The sequence below is a fragment of the Stutzerimonas kirkiae genome, assembly GCF_004327335.1.
GTDB classification, from domain to species: Bacteria; Pseudomonadota; Gammaproteobacteria; order Pseudomonadales; family Pseudomonadaceae; genus Stutzerimonas; species Stutzerimonas kirkiae.
The window spans coordinates 86218-101356 of sequence record NZ_QJUO01000014.1; the positions used below are offsets into that span (position 1 = coordinate 86218).

General features: G+C 63.2%; 8 protein-coding genes and 1 riboswitch. Of the genes, 1 reads left to right on the forward strand and 7 read right to left on the reverse strand.

Annotated elements, in window-relative coordinates:
* Nucleotides 1–251: 251 nt before the first annotated feature.
* The 6 genes from thiL to ffh form a co-directional block, all read right to left on the reverse strand.
* Nucleotides 252–1208 carry a thiamine-phosphate kinase gene (gene thiL, locus DNJ95_RS09830; protein ID WP_131184549.1) on the reverse strand — a complete coding sequence of 319 codons (957 nt, stop codon included), beginning with the start codon at nucleotides 1206–1208 and terminating at the stop codon, nucleotides 252–254.
* Between the two features lie 9 nt (nucleotides 1209–1217).
* Nucleotides 1218–1706: a transcription antitermination factor NusB gene (gene nusB / locus DNJ95_RS09835; protein ID WP_131184550.1), complete on the reverse strand. Its 489-nt coding sequence runs from the start codon at nucleotides 1704–1706 to the stop codon at nucleotides 1218–1220.
* Nucleotides 1703–2179 (reverse strand): 6,7-dimethyl-8-ribityllumazine synthase, encoded by a 477-nt coding sequence (gene ribH, locus DNJ95_RS09840; RefSeq protein ID WP_131184551.1) that lies wholly within the window; start codon nucleotides 2177–2179, stop codon nucleotides 1703–1705. The genes nusB and ribH overlap by 4 nt, the downstream gene beginning before the upstream one ends.
* Before the next feature lie 58 nt (nucleotides 2180–2237).
* On the reverse strand, nucleotides 2238–3338 hold the full coding sequence (gene ribBA, locus DNJ95_RS09845) for a bifunctional 3,4-dihydroxy-2-butanone-4-phosphate synthase/GTP cyclohydrolase II (RefSeq protein ID WP_131184552.1): 1101 nt from the start codon (nucleotides 3336–3338) through the stop codon (nucleotides 2238–2240).
* Between the two features lie 14 nt (nucleotides 3339–3352).
* Complete coding sequence (locus DNJ95_RS09850) at nucleotides 3353–4015, reverse strand: riboflavin synthase (RefSeq protein WP_131184553.1); 663 nt, start codon at nucleotides 4013–4015, stop codon at nucleotides 3353–3355.
* A 118-nt stretch (nucleotides 4016–4133) separates the two neighbouring features.
* A riboswitch (FMN riboswitch) is annotated at nucleotides 4134–4287 on the reverse strand.
* A gap of 217 nt (nucleotides 4288–4504) precedes the next feature.
* Nucleotides 4505–5878, reverse strand: coding sequence for a signal recognition particle protein (gene ffh / locus DNJ95_RS09855; RefSeq protein ID WP_131184554.1), 1374 nt, complete (start codon nucleotides 5876–5878; stop codon nucleotides 4505–4507).
* 197 nt (nucleotides 5879–6075) lie between these two features.
* Between ffh and DNJ95_RS09860 the strand changes: the two genes are divergently transcribed.
* Nucleotides 6076–6870: a cytochrome C assembly family protein gene (locus DNJ95_RS09860; RefSeq protein ID WP_131184555.1), complete on the forward strand. Its 795-nt coding sequence runs from the start codon at nucleotides 6076–6078 to the stop codon at nucleotides 6868–6870.
* Between the two features lie 816 nt (nucleotides 6871–7686).
* Here the strand turns inward: DNJ95_RS09860 and DNJ95_RS09865 are convergent.
* Nucleotides 7687–15087 carry a DUF5801 repeats-in-toxin domain-containing protein gene (locus DNJ95_RS09865; protein ID WP_220445716.1) on the reverse strand — a complete coding sequence of 2467 codons (7401 nt, stop codon included), beginning with the start codon at nucleotides 15085–15087 and terminating at the stop codon, nucleotides 7687–7689.
* Between the last annotated feature and the right edge of the window lie 52 nt (nucleotides 15088–15139).

Genomic DNA, 15139 nt, shown 5'->3' on the forward strand with positions numbered 1-15139 from the left:
ATGATTTTTAAAAAATACCCGCAAAGAACATGAAGCTCATGCATAAAATGCATGAAAATCAGAGGAGTAAATCCCGGCGGATGAGCGTGAAGCCCTCCCGCAGGCGCGAGCGGAGACAGGACCCAGACGCCCCGGCTCACGCAGAAAACGGACGGCTTGCCGCCCAGCCTTCCAGCGCCGTTTTCCGATCCTCGAGTGCGCCACGCAATCGCCCCGCCCACTCAAGCCTCAAGCCTATTACTGCTTCTATCTCAGAAATGCTGATACCCCAGAACCGTCGGCTCCAGGCTGCGCCCATCATCATCCAGCAGACACACCCCGTCCCCCGCTTCGACATGGCCGATGCGGCACACCTGCGGCCATTCGGCCTGTAGCGCCGGCCAGTGCGCGGGCGGCAGGGTGAAGGCCAGCAGGTAGTCGTCGCCACCCGACAAGCCGCAACGCAACGCCTCGCTATCGCCGGCAAAGCCGCGTAAAGGAAGGGACAGCGGAACCCGCGCCTGCTCCACGCACAGGCGGACCGCGGAAGCCCTGGCGATATGCCCGCAATCGGCCAACAGGCCATCGGATATATCCAGTGCCGCGCTCGCCTTGCCACGCAAGGCTTGCCCCAGGGCGAACTGGGGCTGCGGCGACCAGTAGCGGGCCAGCAAGGGCTCGGCCAGTTGCGGATCAGCTTGTCGCTGCCCAAGCACCAGCGGCAAGGCACCGGCGGCATCCCCCAGCGCCCCGCCGACACAGAGCAGGTCGCCCTGACGCGCGCCGCAGCGCAGCAGCGCCTGGCCTGTGGGAACCTGGCCGAAGACGGTCAGGGTCAGGCTCAGCGGACCGCGCGTGGTATCGCCGCCGATCAGTTGCATGGCGCACTGCCGGGCCATCCGGTCCAACCCGCGCGCCAGTTCCGCCAGCCAGGCATCGTCGGCCTCGGGCAGGCTCAGTGCCAGGGTGAAGGCCAGGGGTGTCGCGCCCATGGCGGCCAGGTCGCTGGCCGCCACCGCCAGCGAGCGCTGCCCGAGCAGGAAAGCGTCGCATGCCTTGGGAAAGTGCACACCCTCGACCAGCGTATCGGTGGACACCGCCAGTTGCTGGCCGGCTGCCGGCGCCAGCAACGCGCAATCATCGCCAATGCCGAGCGCCACCGCACCCTCGGCACGGGCACAGGCGGCGCTGGCGAAATAGCGACGGATCAGCTCGAACTCACCCGTCAAGACATGCCCTCAACCCCGGTGGCTGCGCACTTCGGCGCTGCGCAGGCTGGGGGCCAGCTTGTCCAGCACGCCATTGACGAACTTGTGCCCGTCGGTGGCGCCGAACACCTTGGCCAGCTCGATGCCCTCGTTGATCACCACCCGGTAGGGCACATCGGCACGCTGCTTCAACTCGTAGGTGGAGAGTCGCAGGATCGCCAGTTCGACCGGGTCCAGCTCGTCCACCGGGCGATCCAGGTTCGGCACGATGGCCGCATCCAGTTCGCTGCTGATACGCGCCACACCGGTGAGCAACTCATGGAAATACGCACCGTCGACACCGGCGAAGTCGTTGTCGACACGGAACTGCGCTTCGATCTCGTTGAGGTTCTGCCCCGCCATCTGCCACTGGTACAGCGCTTGCATCGCCAGGCGGCGAGCCACTCGGCGCTGGGCGATACGGCCCTTGGCGGGTTTGGCCGGGAGCTCGTCCAGGCTGTCGTCGTCGTTGAAGCTCACTTGGCCTCCAACTGCGCCAGCAGGCTGACCATTTCCAGTGCGGAGAGTGCGGCTTCGGCACCCTTGTTGCCGGCCTTGGTGCCGGAACGTTCGATGGCCTGCTCGATGGAGTCGACCGTCAGCACGCCGAAGGAAACCGGCACGCCGAATTCCATGGACACCTGAGCCAGGCCCTTGGTGCACTCACCGGCGACGTACTCGAAATGCGGGGTACCGCCGCGAATCACCGCGCCCAGGGCGATGATGGCGTCGAACTCGCCGCGCTCGGCGACCTTCTGCACGACCAGGGGAATCTCGAACGCGCCCGGCACACGTACCAGGGTGATGTCATCTTCCTTGATTCCGTGGCGGACCAGGGCATCGACGGCGCCGCTGACGAGGCTCTCGACGACGAAACTGTTGAAACGGCCAATCACCAGGGCGAATTTGCCTTGGGGGGCGACGAAGGTACCTTCGATGGTCTTCAGGGTCATGGGTCACTCATCCGTATTAAAGAACGAAGGCGCCGCGAAGTATGCGGCGCCCTGTGTATCACTCGGCCGACAGGTATTCTACAACTTCGAGGTCGAAACCGGATATCGCGTTGAACCTCATCGGCGCACTCATCAGGCGCATCTTGCGCACACCGAGGTCACGCAGGATCTGCGAACCGGCACCGACCGTGCTGTAGGTCGTGGTCGCCGCCTTGGCCTTGGCCGGCTGGCCCGGAGCACCTTCGCGCACATGGGCCAGCAGGTCCCCGGTATGCAGGGCATGCCCGAGCAGCAGCACCACGCCGCTGCCGGCCTCGGCGACCTTCTGCATCGCCGCGCGCAGGCTCCAGCGCCCCTCCTGGCGTACCAGGAACAGGTCGCGCAGCGGGTCCATGTTGTGCACCCGCACCAGGGTCGGCTGGTCGGCCTCGACCTGGCCGAGGGTCAACGCCATGTGCACCTCGCCTTCGACCGAGTCACGGTAGGTCACCAGATTGAACAGCCCCAGTTCGGTGTCCAGCGGTTGCTCGGCGACCCGCTGCACCGTGCGCTCGTGAATCAGCCGGTAGTGGATCAGGTCGGCGATGGTGCCGATCTTGATATCGTGCTCCCTGGCGAACACTTCCAGTTCCGGGCGGCGGGCCATGCTGCCATCGTCGTTCATGATCTCGCAGATCACGCCACTGGCCTCGAAGCCACCCATACGCGCCAGGTCGCAGGCCGCCTCCGTATGCCCGGCGCGCGACAGCACACCGCCCGACTGGGCCATCAACGGGAAGACATGGCCAGGGCTGACGATATCCTCGGCGACGGCATTGCGCGCCACCGCGGCCTGCACCGTGCGTGCCCGGTCGGCGGCGGAAATGCCGGTGCTGACCCCTTCGGCGGCCTCGATGGAAACGGTGAACTTGGTGCCGAAGCCCGAGCCATTGCGTGGCGCCATCAGCGGCAGCCTCAGCAGCTCGCAGCGTTCGCGGGTCATCGGCATGCAGATCAGGCCACGCGCATGCTTGGCCATGAAATTGATGTGTTCGGCGGTGACGCATTCCGAGGCGATGATCAGGTCGCCCTCGTTCTCACGATCTTCGTCATCCATCAGGATGACCATCTTGCCGGCACGAATGTCTTCGACCAGTTCTTCTATGGTGTTGAGTGCCATGGTGGCGCTGCCCCTCAATGCTTCAGATAGCCGTGTTCGGCCAGGAATGCTTCGCTGATGCCCTGCGTACCGCTCTCGGCCGCCTTGTCGCCAAGCAACAGGCGCTCGATGTAGCGCGCCAGCAGGTCGACCTCCAGGTTGACCCGGCGGCCCGGCCGGTACTCGGCCATGACGGTTTCCGCCAGGGTATGCGGCACGATGGTCAGGCTGAACTCGGCGCCATCCACCGCATTGACGGTCAGGCTGGTGCCATCGACGGTGATCGAGCCCTTGAGGGCGATATAGCGGGCCAGCTCGCGCGGGGCGCGAATGACGAATTGCACGGCGCGGGCATTGTCTTCCCGGCTCACGACCTCGCCAACGCCATCGACGTGCCCACTGACCAGATGCCCGCCGAGGCGGGTGGTCGGCGTCAACGCCTTTTCCAGGTTGACCCGGCTGCCGCTGCGCAGGTCGACGAAGGCGCTACGCGCCAGCGTCTCGCGGCTGACATCGGCCCAGAAACCGTTGCCCGGCAATTCCACCGCGGTCAGGCAGACGCCGTTGACCGCGATGCTGTCGCCCAGCTTGACATCGCCCAGGTCGAGTTTGCCGGTCTCCACATGGACGCGCACGTCGCCGCCCCTGGGTACCAGCGCAGCAATGGTGCCGACCGCCTCGATTATTCCCGTGAACATGGCGCCTCCGGAACGAGGCGATTGAAGTCTTGCATGGTGATGAACTCCTGTTTGTGAAAAACAGGGCGTTGCGGATCGAAAGGGACAGGACGCCCACCACAGGGCAAGCGCCGAAAGATCCCGTTCTCTCTCATCCGGACTATGACCGTCGGCCCCGGAATCACACCGGGTCTGCTCGTCCCTGGATGGCTGGAGCCGTACCAGGCGCTCGCGGGCTAGGCAAAGAAGCCATTACCGCCGGTGGGGAATTGCACCCCGCCCTGAGAACGTCGGGCCTGCGAAGGCCCGGCGCGTTTTTTAGCACAGATACCCGGAGAAATCAGCCACGAGTTGCAAGAATAACGAACGATCGCACTATGCCGTTACCACGACACAAGGCGGTTCGACAAAAGCACTGGAGGCTGGGCGCAAAACAGCGGTCGCCCGCGCTTCTCGTCCAGCCAACCTTCCGGCGCTCTTTCCCGGGCGACAGCGATCGCCCGGGCCGCCCTAGAACTTGGGCATGCCACCCGGCAGCATGCCACCCAGGCCGCGCATCATCTTGGCCATGCCGCCCTTGCCGGTGACCTTCTTCATCATCTTCTGCATCTGCTTGTGCTGCTTGAGCATCCGCCCGATGTCCTGCACCTGGGTACCGGAACCGAGGGCGATGCGGCGCTTGCGCGAGCCGCTGATGATATCGGGGTTGCGCCGCTCGGTCGGGGTCATGGAGTTGATGATCGCCTCCATCTGCTTGAACTGCTTCTCCGCCGCCCCCTGGGCATTACCCATCTGCGCCAGGTTCACCCCGCCAATGGAAGGCAGCTTGTCCATCAGGCTGCCCAGGCCGCCCATGTTCTTCATCTGCTGCAACTGGTCGCGGAAGTCCTCGAGGTCGAAGCCCTTGCCCTTTTTCAGCTTCTGCGTGAGCTTGGCGGCCTTTTCCTTGTCCAGTGTCTGCTCGGCCTGCTCGATCAGGCTGAGCACATCGCCCATGCCGAGGATGCGCGAGGCGAGACGGTCCGGGTGGAATGGCTCCAGCGCTTCGCTCTTCTCGCCCATGCCGAGGAACTTGATCGGCTTGCCGGTGATATGTCGCACCGACAACGCCGCACCGCCGCGGGCATCGCCATCGACCTTGGTCAGTACCACACCAGTCAGCGGTAGCGCCTCGCCGAAGGCCCTGGCCGTGTTGGCCGCGTCCTGGCCGGTCATGGCATCGACCACGAACAGTGTTTCCACCGGGTTGACCGCGGCATGCAGCGCCCTGATCTCGGCCATCATCTCTTCGTCGATGGCCAGGCGGCCCGCCGTATCCAGCAGCACCACGTCGATGAACTTGAGCCTGGCCTCACGGATCGCGGCCTGGGCGATATCGATCGGCTTCTGGCTGGTATCGGAGGGGAAGAAGGTCACGCCCACTTCGGCGGCCAGGGTTTCCAACTGCTTGATCGCCGCCGGTCGATAAACGTCGGCCGAGACCACCAGCACGCTTTTCTTCTTGCGCTCCTTGAGAAAGCGCGCCAGCTTGCCCACCGTGGTGGTCTTTCCCGCGCCCTGCAGGCCGGCCATCAGCACCACCGCCGGCGGCACCGCATTCAGCGCCAGGTCCTCGTTGGCCTCGCCCATCAGGGCTTCCAGTTCGGCGCGTACGATCTTCACGAACGCCTGGCCGGGCGTCAGGCTTTTCGACACCTCGGTACCGACCGCGCGTTCCTTGACGCGGTTGACGAAATCCTTGACCACCACCAACGCCACATCGGCCTCGAGCAGCGCCATGCGCACTTCGCGCAGGGTGTCCTTGATATTGTCCTCGGTCAGCTTGGCCTTGCCGGTGACATGGCGAAGCGTCTGGGAAAGTCGGTCGGTCAGGTTTTCGAACATGGGCCATTCCACGCAGGATGTGGGAAGCGCGGATTATAGTGGCCTTACCTCCTCCTCCGGTACCCCGGCGAAGCATTTGCCTGACCAGCGCCTCGAACTTCAAACCTCGTGCTTCAAGCTTAAAAGCATTGAGATGCTTTTTCCCTTCAAGGGTTTGTGCCAAACTCATGACCTTTGGAAACGGCTTCCCGGAACCTATGCATCCTCTGTTGCCCAGCCTCGCAGCCGCCTGCCTGTACGCCGGCGCCACGGGCTATCAAAGCCTGCGACTGGCACAACGCAAAGTGCCTGACAGGCGACTGTTGTTCGTGATCGGCGCGCTGGCTCTGATCGCCCACGGTACGGCCCTGTTCTCCCAGCTTCTGTCTCCCAGCGGCCTGCAACTGGACTTCTTCACCGCGTCGAGCCTGATCGCCGCCGCCGTGATCCTGCTGATCCTGCTGGGCCTGTATCGCATGCCGGTGGAAAACCTGCTGCTGTTGCTGTTCCCCCTGGGTTTCCTGACAGCGCTGTGCGCCGAATTCGCCCCCACAGGCAATGTGCTGCTGGTCATCGAGACCCCCGGCATCCTGGCGCATATCCTGCTGTCGATCCTGGCCTATGGCGTGCTGACCATCGCGGTGTTCCAGTCCCTGCTGCTATTGCTCCAGGATCATCACCTCAAGCACAAGCACCCGTCCGGGCTGATCCGCAACTTCCCCCCGCTACAGACCATGGAAAGCCTGCTGTTCGGCTTCCTGCTGGCCGGCTGGGTGCTGTTGTCGGCTTCGTTGCTGTCCGGCTGGCTGTTCCTCGATGACCTGTTCGCCCAGCACCTGGTGCACAAGACCGCACTCTCGGTGATTGCCTGGATCATCTTCGCCACGCTGCTGTGGGGGCGCCACCGCCTGGGATGGCGCGGGTACAAAGCGATTCGCTGGACGCTGGCCGGTTTCTGCCTGCTGATGCTGGCCTATTTCGGCAGCAAGCTGGTACGCGAATTCATTCTCTGAACTTGAGGCTTGAGGCCCTCTCCCGCGAGGGGGGAGCGTCGGACGCGGGCAAATGTGTACACCACATCGTCCGAAAAGTGGGAATGAAGCTACCCGCCTACGCTGAAAGCGCTATTGATACCTTGAAAGTGCGCGCAAATGAGAGCCCAGGGGGCACGTATCTGCTTCTCCACAAGCACTGCGGGTCGTGCGGATGCCAGGGATAGCGGTTGGGCGCTATCGACAGCGCAGGTATGAAAGCGCCAGATGGAATTACAACAGGCTTGCTTATTGTCAGGCATCAATTGTGCCGGACAGTAGTCGTGTAGGCGGGAACCCAGCTGCCACGGCCTATCCTTCAGGCGCCGCCGGGAGTGTCTGTGCGGGTGCCAGGTGGCGGGACGGGGCCTTCGCCGCCAGGGATGGCGGCGAAGAGCTACAGGGAGGTATTCACGCGTGCCCCGTCCCGCCACCTGGCATTCGCACAGGAGCGATGACCCCGAGGTCACATGCGTGCAGCACCTGGCGATAGAGGTTGGCCGCTATCGCCAGCGCAGGCATGAAAGCCCGAAATGAAATTACAACAGGCTTACTTATTCCCAGTCATTGATCATGCAGGCCAGTAGCGCACAGGAACGCGGATCCCGAGGGGCGAAGAGGTGTGCATACAGTAGCCGTAAAAGGTCACCGTAGCGTTCGACCCGAAGCAGATGTCAAGGATCCCGCAATTGCCTTGTCCGCATCTGGATACAGGGCGTGCATGCCCCGCGCATACGAAAACGGCCACCCGAAGGTGGCCGTGATTATCGCGACAGTGCGCCTTCCCTGGCGCGTGGCTCAATCGATGATCGCGTTGGAGACCTCCAGCTTGATCTGCTCGCTGCCGTACGTGGCCGTATAGAGGGTCGTTTCAGCGCCACGGACGCCCTCACCCCAGCCATCCAGGCTGATGATGTCCTCGCTATCCCCGAGGATCTTCAAGGCATTACGCCCATCGGTGATGCTGAAGACATCCTCGACACTCAAGCTGTCGATACGGCTGGCGCCTCTGCCGAGCATATCGATGACCTCGATATTATCCAGTTTGCTCGCCAGGTCGTCTCCCGTCACCTGATCGCCAAAGCGCAGTTGGATGGTGTCATCGCCGGCACGGCCGTCGATTGCCGCCCCCGTCCACAGTAGCGTGTCGGCCCCCGTGGTCGGGAGCTTGGCCGAGACGTTGATGGAAACGCTGCCGGAGGTCGTTGCGCTGTCAGCCCCGACGACCTGCCCCGTGCCATCCACCTCGTTGGTCCACGCCGTGATGCTGACCGCCTGCGGGGCACCGGTCTGCGAATGGAGGAAGCCAAAGTTATCCAGCTCATCCTGGGTCAGACCGGTGATGGTATAGGTTCCGCCAGCGAACTCGAGGCGATCGGCAGCAATCTCTACACCATTGGCATAGAAGACCACCTTTTCGCCATCCGGGAAGCCGGTCAGTTGCAGGGTGGCGCGCTCGCTGTGCTCGTCGCTGGCATTGGCCGCGACCTGGTCCTTCATCGCCGCGTTCAGGTTCAGCGTGATGATATCGCCAGCACTGCCGAAGCTGAGGGTCGGCTCCAGCGCAAGGCCATCGGCCTGCGGCGTGATGGACAGTGCGAAGTCGATCGGCCATGTGCTGGGCACCTGGCCAGCCTCGCCGCTCACGACATAGAGCGTCAGGTCATCGAGGGTACCGCTCCAGTGCGCGGGTGGCAGGATCGCGATATAGGCCGGCAGGCTGTTCCCCGTCACGGGGATGGACCAGGTATTGGTGCTGCCAGAGCCACCCGCGTTATTGGCCAGTACCGCACTGCTCTGATCCGCGCCGTAGTAGACGGTGAAGTCCTTGGGAAGCCCTTCGATGAAGGCGGATTGCAGCACCTCCCCGGCGTCCGGCAGTACGCTGCCAGTCAGGTTGAGCTCGGTAAGCGACCTGGCGACGCCGTCGTGCTCGCTTCCCGACGCATCGATCGTGACATCCGGGGCGGTATTGGTCGGGTTGACCGTCAGGGTCGCCTGGCTGCCGGACAGCACCACGACACTGCCGTTCTCCTGGTTCCGCACCCAGGCGTTGAGGGTGACCGAACCCTTGTCATAGGGATTGTCGGGCACATAGCTCAGGGCCACATCCGTCCCGGGCTGCACGCCGTCGATCACATAGTACTGACCGTCCACCAGCCCCGGCACACCGCTCACCCCGGTGCTGGCCAGCGCCTGGCCGTCCTGCATCAGCATGCCCGGAATGCCGCTACCCTCGAGCTGCAGGTACAACCTGCCGTCGACGATCTGCCAGGCGTTCTGATCCGCCGGGTTGCTCACGTTGAGGGTGATAGCGAGCGGCTCGCCTTCACCGGCCGCCGGCGCGCTGATGCCAAGCGTTGCCAGGTCGGTCACCGGCGTCAGTTCGATCTCCGGCTCGACATGCCCCTCGCTGCGTACCCCGGTGTTGTGCAGGGTCACCGTCACATCGAGGCCCAGGCTATCGCCATGGTTGCCATTGGCGTGCTCCGGGGCATGCACGCTGATCTGGTCCAGCGCGTCCTGCAGCGCGGCTGCCGCCGTCGCATCGCTCACGCCGGCGATGGTCTTGGTCCAGAGCACCACGGGCTGGCCGTTCTCGACCACCTCGGTACGGTTCATGCCCGGGGCACTGAAGCTCGTTTCATCGGTCGGCGCGGTACGCAGGGTGATGGTCATGGAGTAGGAGGCCATGTTGGAGCCCGACGTATCGAACGAGCCCGCCACGACCTGCGACAGGGCGAACGGCTGATCCTCGGTCTGCGGCGCATCGATTTCGCTGAGCGATACCGTCGGCAGCTTACCCTCACCCTCACCCGGCCCGAACGTGGCCGTCAGGTTCCAGGTGATCTCGTCCTGCCTGGCCTCGCTGGCGGCGCTGTCCTGGGTGAACGTCGTGATGGTGATCGGCACATTGTCGATACTGCCCGCCGAGCCATTGACCTGGAACAGGATATTCTTGGCGATGGCTGCATTGAACTGATTCTCCGCCAGGGAGGTATCGAGCAGGATCAGCCACTGGCCGGCACCGGTGAACTCTGCACCCTCCACCGCCACGCCATCCGGCACCCCCTGGATCAGGATATGAGTCAGGCGCTCGCTGCTATCGTAATCGGAAGCACCGCCCGCACTGGCATCCGCCAGCTTGGCGATATTCAGGGCGACATTGACGTTCCCGGCCTGGGTCAGGGTGACAGAGGAAGAGCCGCTATCGCCATTGATGGAAACCAGGGACAGGTCGACCGGGTCCGTCACCGCCTGGAACGACAGGGTGTATCCGCTGGTCTGCCAGCCGCTCTCGACCGGCCCGGTGGTTCCATCGGCCGCGCTATCGGTGACCTTGTACTGGATATCGAACGTGATATCCCCACTGAAATTGGCCGGCCCCTTGGCGTAGACGTTGTTCACCGCATCCACCCCGGTGACCTCGTACCAGCCTCCAGTCGCCAGCAACGGCGTAGTACCGGCCGCGTCGCTGAAGAACTGCACCCCGGGAACCGCCTCGAAACGGACGGCACTGATCACTTCGTCCGTATCGCCATTCTGGTGGTCCGCTGACAGGTTCACCAGGGTGACCTCGTCTTCCATCATGGCCGAGCCACTGTTCAGCCCCGCCTCGGGCGAAGGCACCACCTGGAACGAGATATTCTCCGGATCGAAGAAGGTATCCGATGGGTTGTCGCTTTCCGTCACCACCGGCTGTGCGTTGAAGGTCACGGTGCCACTGTAGTTGGCTGGCAGCTTGATGAAGACCGTACCGGCTGCGATCTGCTGCGGCGTCACCACCCAGACCCGCTCGGTACCCGAAGCGTTGCCCACCACTGGCCCCGCCCCCTCAACGCTGAAGCCGTCGGCCAGGCCGCTGATACGCAGGGTGACGGTTTCAGAGCCATCCCCAGTCGTTTCACCCGACCCCAGGCTAGTGATCAGGTCACTGAGATTGATCTGGTTGGGGCTCGATACATCCGTATCGAGGTCGTTCTCGACATAGACCTTGCTGTTATCGACCTCCATCACGGGCTCGTCCGGCACCCCCACGAGCCTGATGGTGATCGGCAAGGCGTGCGGGGCAGAGGGCGACGACACGATGGTCTGCGGATCACCGTTCTGGTCGATATAGTCCAGCGTATCGATGGCGACAGCCTCCACCGACAACTGGATGGTTTCATTACTGTCCCTGGGCGGCACCAGGGTCGGCTGCTTGCTGCTGTCGAAGTCTTCGAGCACCAGGGTGAAGGTGCCATCCCCGGCAACGGTCAGATTGCCCGGGAACGTTTCAGACGCCGTGTCATAGTCAACGCCGTCATAGGTGATGGATGCACCGGCGGGGATGCCTTTAATCGTGATGTTGAACGTCTCGCTCGGGTCATCGCTGGTCGGCCTGATGTTCAGGGCGATCGGCTCGGTTCCCGCCGTACGTCCCGTATCCTCGTAGGCGGTGATACGCGCATCGACCTTCAGGGTCACCTGGTCGGCCACAGGCTGCAGAACCAGACTGGTCAGCCAGGCCTCGCCGGACACCTGGCTATCGGCCCGGGAAGGATCGTTCGGATAGTCCTCGTCGTAATCGACGGTGACGGCCTCGACCTTGATACTGACCACGCCCTTGAAGTTGCCCGGCCCCTTGAATTCGACCGTATCCAGGTACTCGATGGGAATATCCACCGGCGTACCGTTGTAGGGAACGGTCTGGACACCCTCGCTATCGCTGTATTGGAAGTAAGCCCCCTCCAGAAGGGTCCCGGATGTACCATCGGTCACGTCGTAAGGTGTAAGGCGAGCGTAGGTCCCTTCACTGGCGTCCTCGTTGCTCCAGGGCGCCTTGAAGTCGAAACCGTCAACGTTCAGGTCGAACCATTCGTCTTCCTCACCCAGCGTGGTGTAGGTGTGATCGCCATTCATGGCCAGGTCCGCGATGCCGTTATCGTCGGAATCGCTGACCGGTTGCCCCGCATCGGCAATCGTCTCGGCAACCGGCTTGACCGTCACCCGCAAGCTCTGGGTGGTCTGGACCAGCGGGCTGGTGACGGACGAACCATTGACCGTATTGGTGTCCTGGCTGCTGACCGTGACAGACAGGATGATGTCCTTGCTGCCATGGGCAGGCGGGATCACTTCGAACTGCTCGAGTAGATCCTCCCGGTCGGCCTGGCTGATCTCTGAGGCGAATGTGATGGTGTAGACATTGCCGCTCCAACTGCCGCTCCAGCCTGCCGAAGGTGGTGGAGTGCTCATGCGCCACTCGCCACTGGCATTGCTCCAGCTATCGCTGCCGCTGTTCACGGTCCACTCGGCTGGAACGCTGAACGACAGCTCGGTGATGACCTCGCCATCACTTCCCGCACTGCTATCCGTGACGCCGACATTCGCCAGGAAGGCGATCTCCGTGTCCTCGTTGCCCTCCGCCCCGCGGATCTGCACATCCCCTGCCAACGGATTGACATAGAGATCGAGCGTGATCGCGTCGGTTTCGACCACCGGCGTGGCAGACGCACTGTCGCTGTCGGAGTCCAGTGCCCACAGGGTCACTTCGACATCCTCGATGTCACCACTGAAGTCCTTGGGCGCCTGGATCGTGATGGACGGCAAGCCGCTCTGGGGAACACTGATATAGGGCTTCCCGCCATACAGGGTGTCGCTGGCATCCATGGTCGGCAATGTCGTGGTGTCACCCAGGGTATAGACGGTGCCGCCGACCGTCACGATGGTGCCATCCGGCAAGCCGTCAAGAATCAGGCGGCGCTCCTCGCTGCCGTCGGTATCCTGGATAGTTGCCGAGAGGATATTGCTCAGGTTGAACGACGCATCCTCGTTGAACGTGACCGTGGCTGACTTGTTCGAGGGGGCCACCGCAATGCTTACGTCTGGCTGGGCGCTGCCCTGTTGAACGAGCAAGCTCACATCATCGGTCACCGCAAGCACATCGACCGTGATGACCTGGCCGCTGCTGGCGCCGGGCAGCGCATTGTCCTCGGCGTCTTTCAGCCGCACACCGTTACCATCGACTTCATAGCTGGTGACTTCCAGGGCGAGGTCGAAGTTGCCGTGGTCATCCGCTTTCGGCAGCACGAACAGGCTTTCGTACTCGGCCTGGGTCAGGTGATGGATCCCCAGGGCCGCATCGGCGGCAGGCAGGCCATCGATATGGTAGTCGGCCACATCGGTGATGATGAAGGTGAAGCCACCATCGGCGGCCGGGGTCAGTTCGACGCCGGTGGTAGCGGGATTGCCGTTGAACAGCTTGGCGCCCACGGGCAGATCGCCCAGATTGATGGCTCCCAGACGTTCCGGGTAGTCCTCCGTCGTTGCGCCTGCGGTCTGGGTCTTGTCGGTGATCACCGGCAGTTTCAGGCCCAGGGCGATAGCGGTGTCCTCAGGTGTACTTAGCGTGACGGCCGCAGGGCTGTCGTCCACATTGTCTGACGCATGGGGCAGGTCGGGGGCATCGGCCACGGGGGTGACCGTTACCTCGACAGTGAAGGTCTTGGTCTCGCCATTGACGACCGTACTGTAAGTGAAGCGGTCCGTACCGCTGTAGTCGGCGTCCGGTGTGTAGGTGATGGTGCCGTCCGGGTTGACCACCGCCGTACCATATAGCGGCGCGGTGGTCGGATCGCCATTGGCATCGTCGCTGCCATCGCCAATGCTGGTATTGCCCTGGGTGGCATCGGCGTTGGCGAAGAAGGTGTTGGCCAGCGCCGTCGAGAGCGAATCTTCGTCCACGGTTATCTTTCTGGGCGCCGAGCTATCAGGAATATCATCGACGACCGTGACCTTGAATTCGGTATCGACATGGTCGCCATCACGATCAGTGACACGGATGTGCTCGAACAGGATATCCAGTTCAGCGATGCTGGTCGCGCCATCGACATGATCCAGCGGCCTGTTCAGGGTGAAGCGATAAGCGGGATTGCTCGTTGGATCGACGATCACCACGCTAAACACCGGCTCCGAGGTGCCGACGCCACGGTAAGCCGTCAGGGTATGGCCATTGTCGCTGACGACATAGCTCAGCGCCTGTCCAGCGGAGGTCAGGTTCAAGCCCTGCAGACTGCCCGTGGTCGAGTCGCTGGCAGCGTCCGTGAAGCGCACATCACCGGCACCGTCCGAACCGAACTGCACATTCAGTGAAACATCCGCGCTGGTCGTTTTCGACGCATCAGGGGCGGTGCCGTTGGCCAGGTTGGCTTCATCTATAGCGGAAGGCAACGGCGAGCCAGCGATGCTCGGGCCATCATCCTTGAAGCTGAACTTGTCCCCCATGTCGACGGCATCACTGCGGGAGATATCGCCATCGGCATCCACGGCTGTCGCCGTCAGGGTAATCGCCGTGGAGGCCAGGCTGACCGGATCATCATGGTCATCGGCATCCGGGTGCCGCAAGGAACGGCTCTGGGTCAGGGTCACGGAGCCCGTGCCGCCATCGATGGCGATACGGAAGGCCTCCGCACCACCTGCATCCGCTACGCCCGCGGCGCCGACACGACCGACGATATCGCTACCTTCCTTATAGAGATAGATACCCTGCTCGCTAGCGCTATCCACGACACCACTGGGCGCGCCACCCTCGGCGACATTCAGCGCGTAGACCAGCGCATTGATGGCAGCGGCCCCATCGGCGCCATAATTGACATCGAAGACACCCTGCACGAAGTTGGCGTCGGTCACCGACGTACCCAGCGTGGTTTCATCGACAGTCAGGCTCCCCAGCGCCGAAGCGTCGGGGGTGATCGCCGGCACGTCATCGACGATGGTGACGACCAGGCTGCCAAGCGCCTCGGCGCCGCCGGCGTCGATCACTTTCAGGCCAATCGTTTCGCTGTTGCTGCGCCCGACGTCCGGGTCGAGCGGGTCGGCCGGGGTGGTCTGCACATTTTCCAGTTCATAGCTGAACTGCAATTCGCCCAGGATCGGTACCGCGCCACCGCCAACGCTACTGGTGACGTCGAACCCGGTCAGGGTCAGCTTGCCCTCGGGGGTATCGATTTCGATATGGGTGGCCGGGTCGAGCGGGTCCAGTGCCAGCAACGCCGACAGGCTGACAGGCTCGCCAGCAATCTCGATGGAACCCAGCCCGTTCGGCGTGCTGATGGTGATGCTGCCCGTGCTGACATGGCTGCTGTCGGAAGCGCTCAGGCCCCGTTCATATACGGTTACCTGGCCGAGGGTGGTGAAGTCCGCCGGATCATTGCCGTTCACATCCTCGGGCACGATGGAGGGCGGGCCATCGGTCCTGCCGTCGATGGTGATG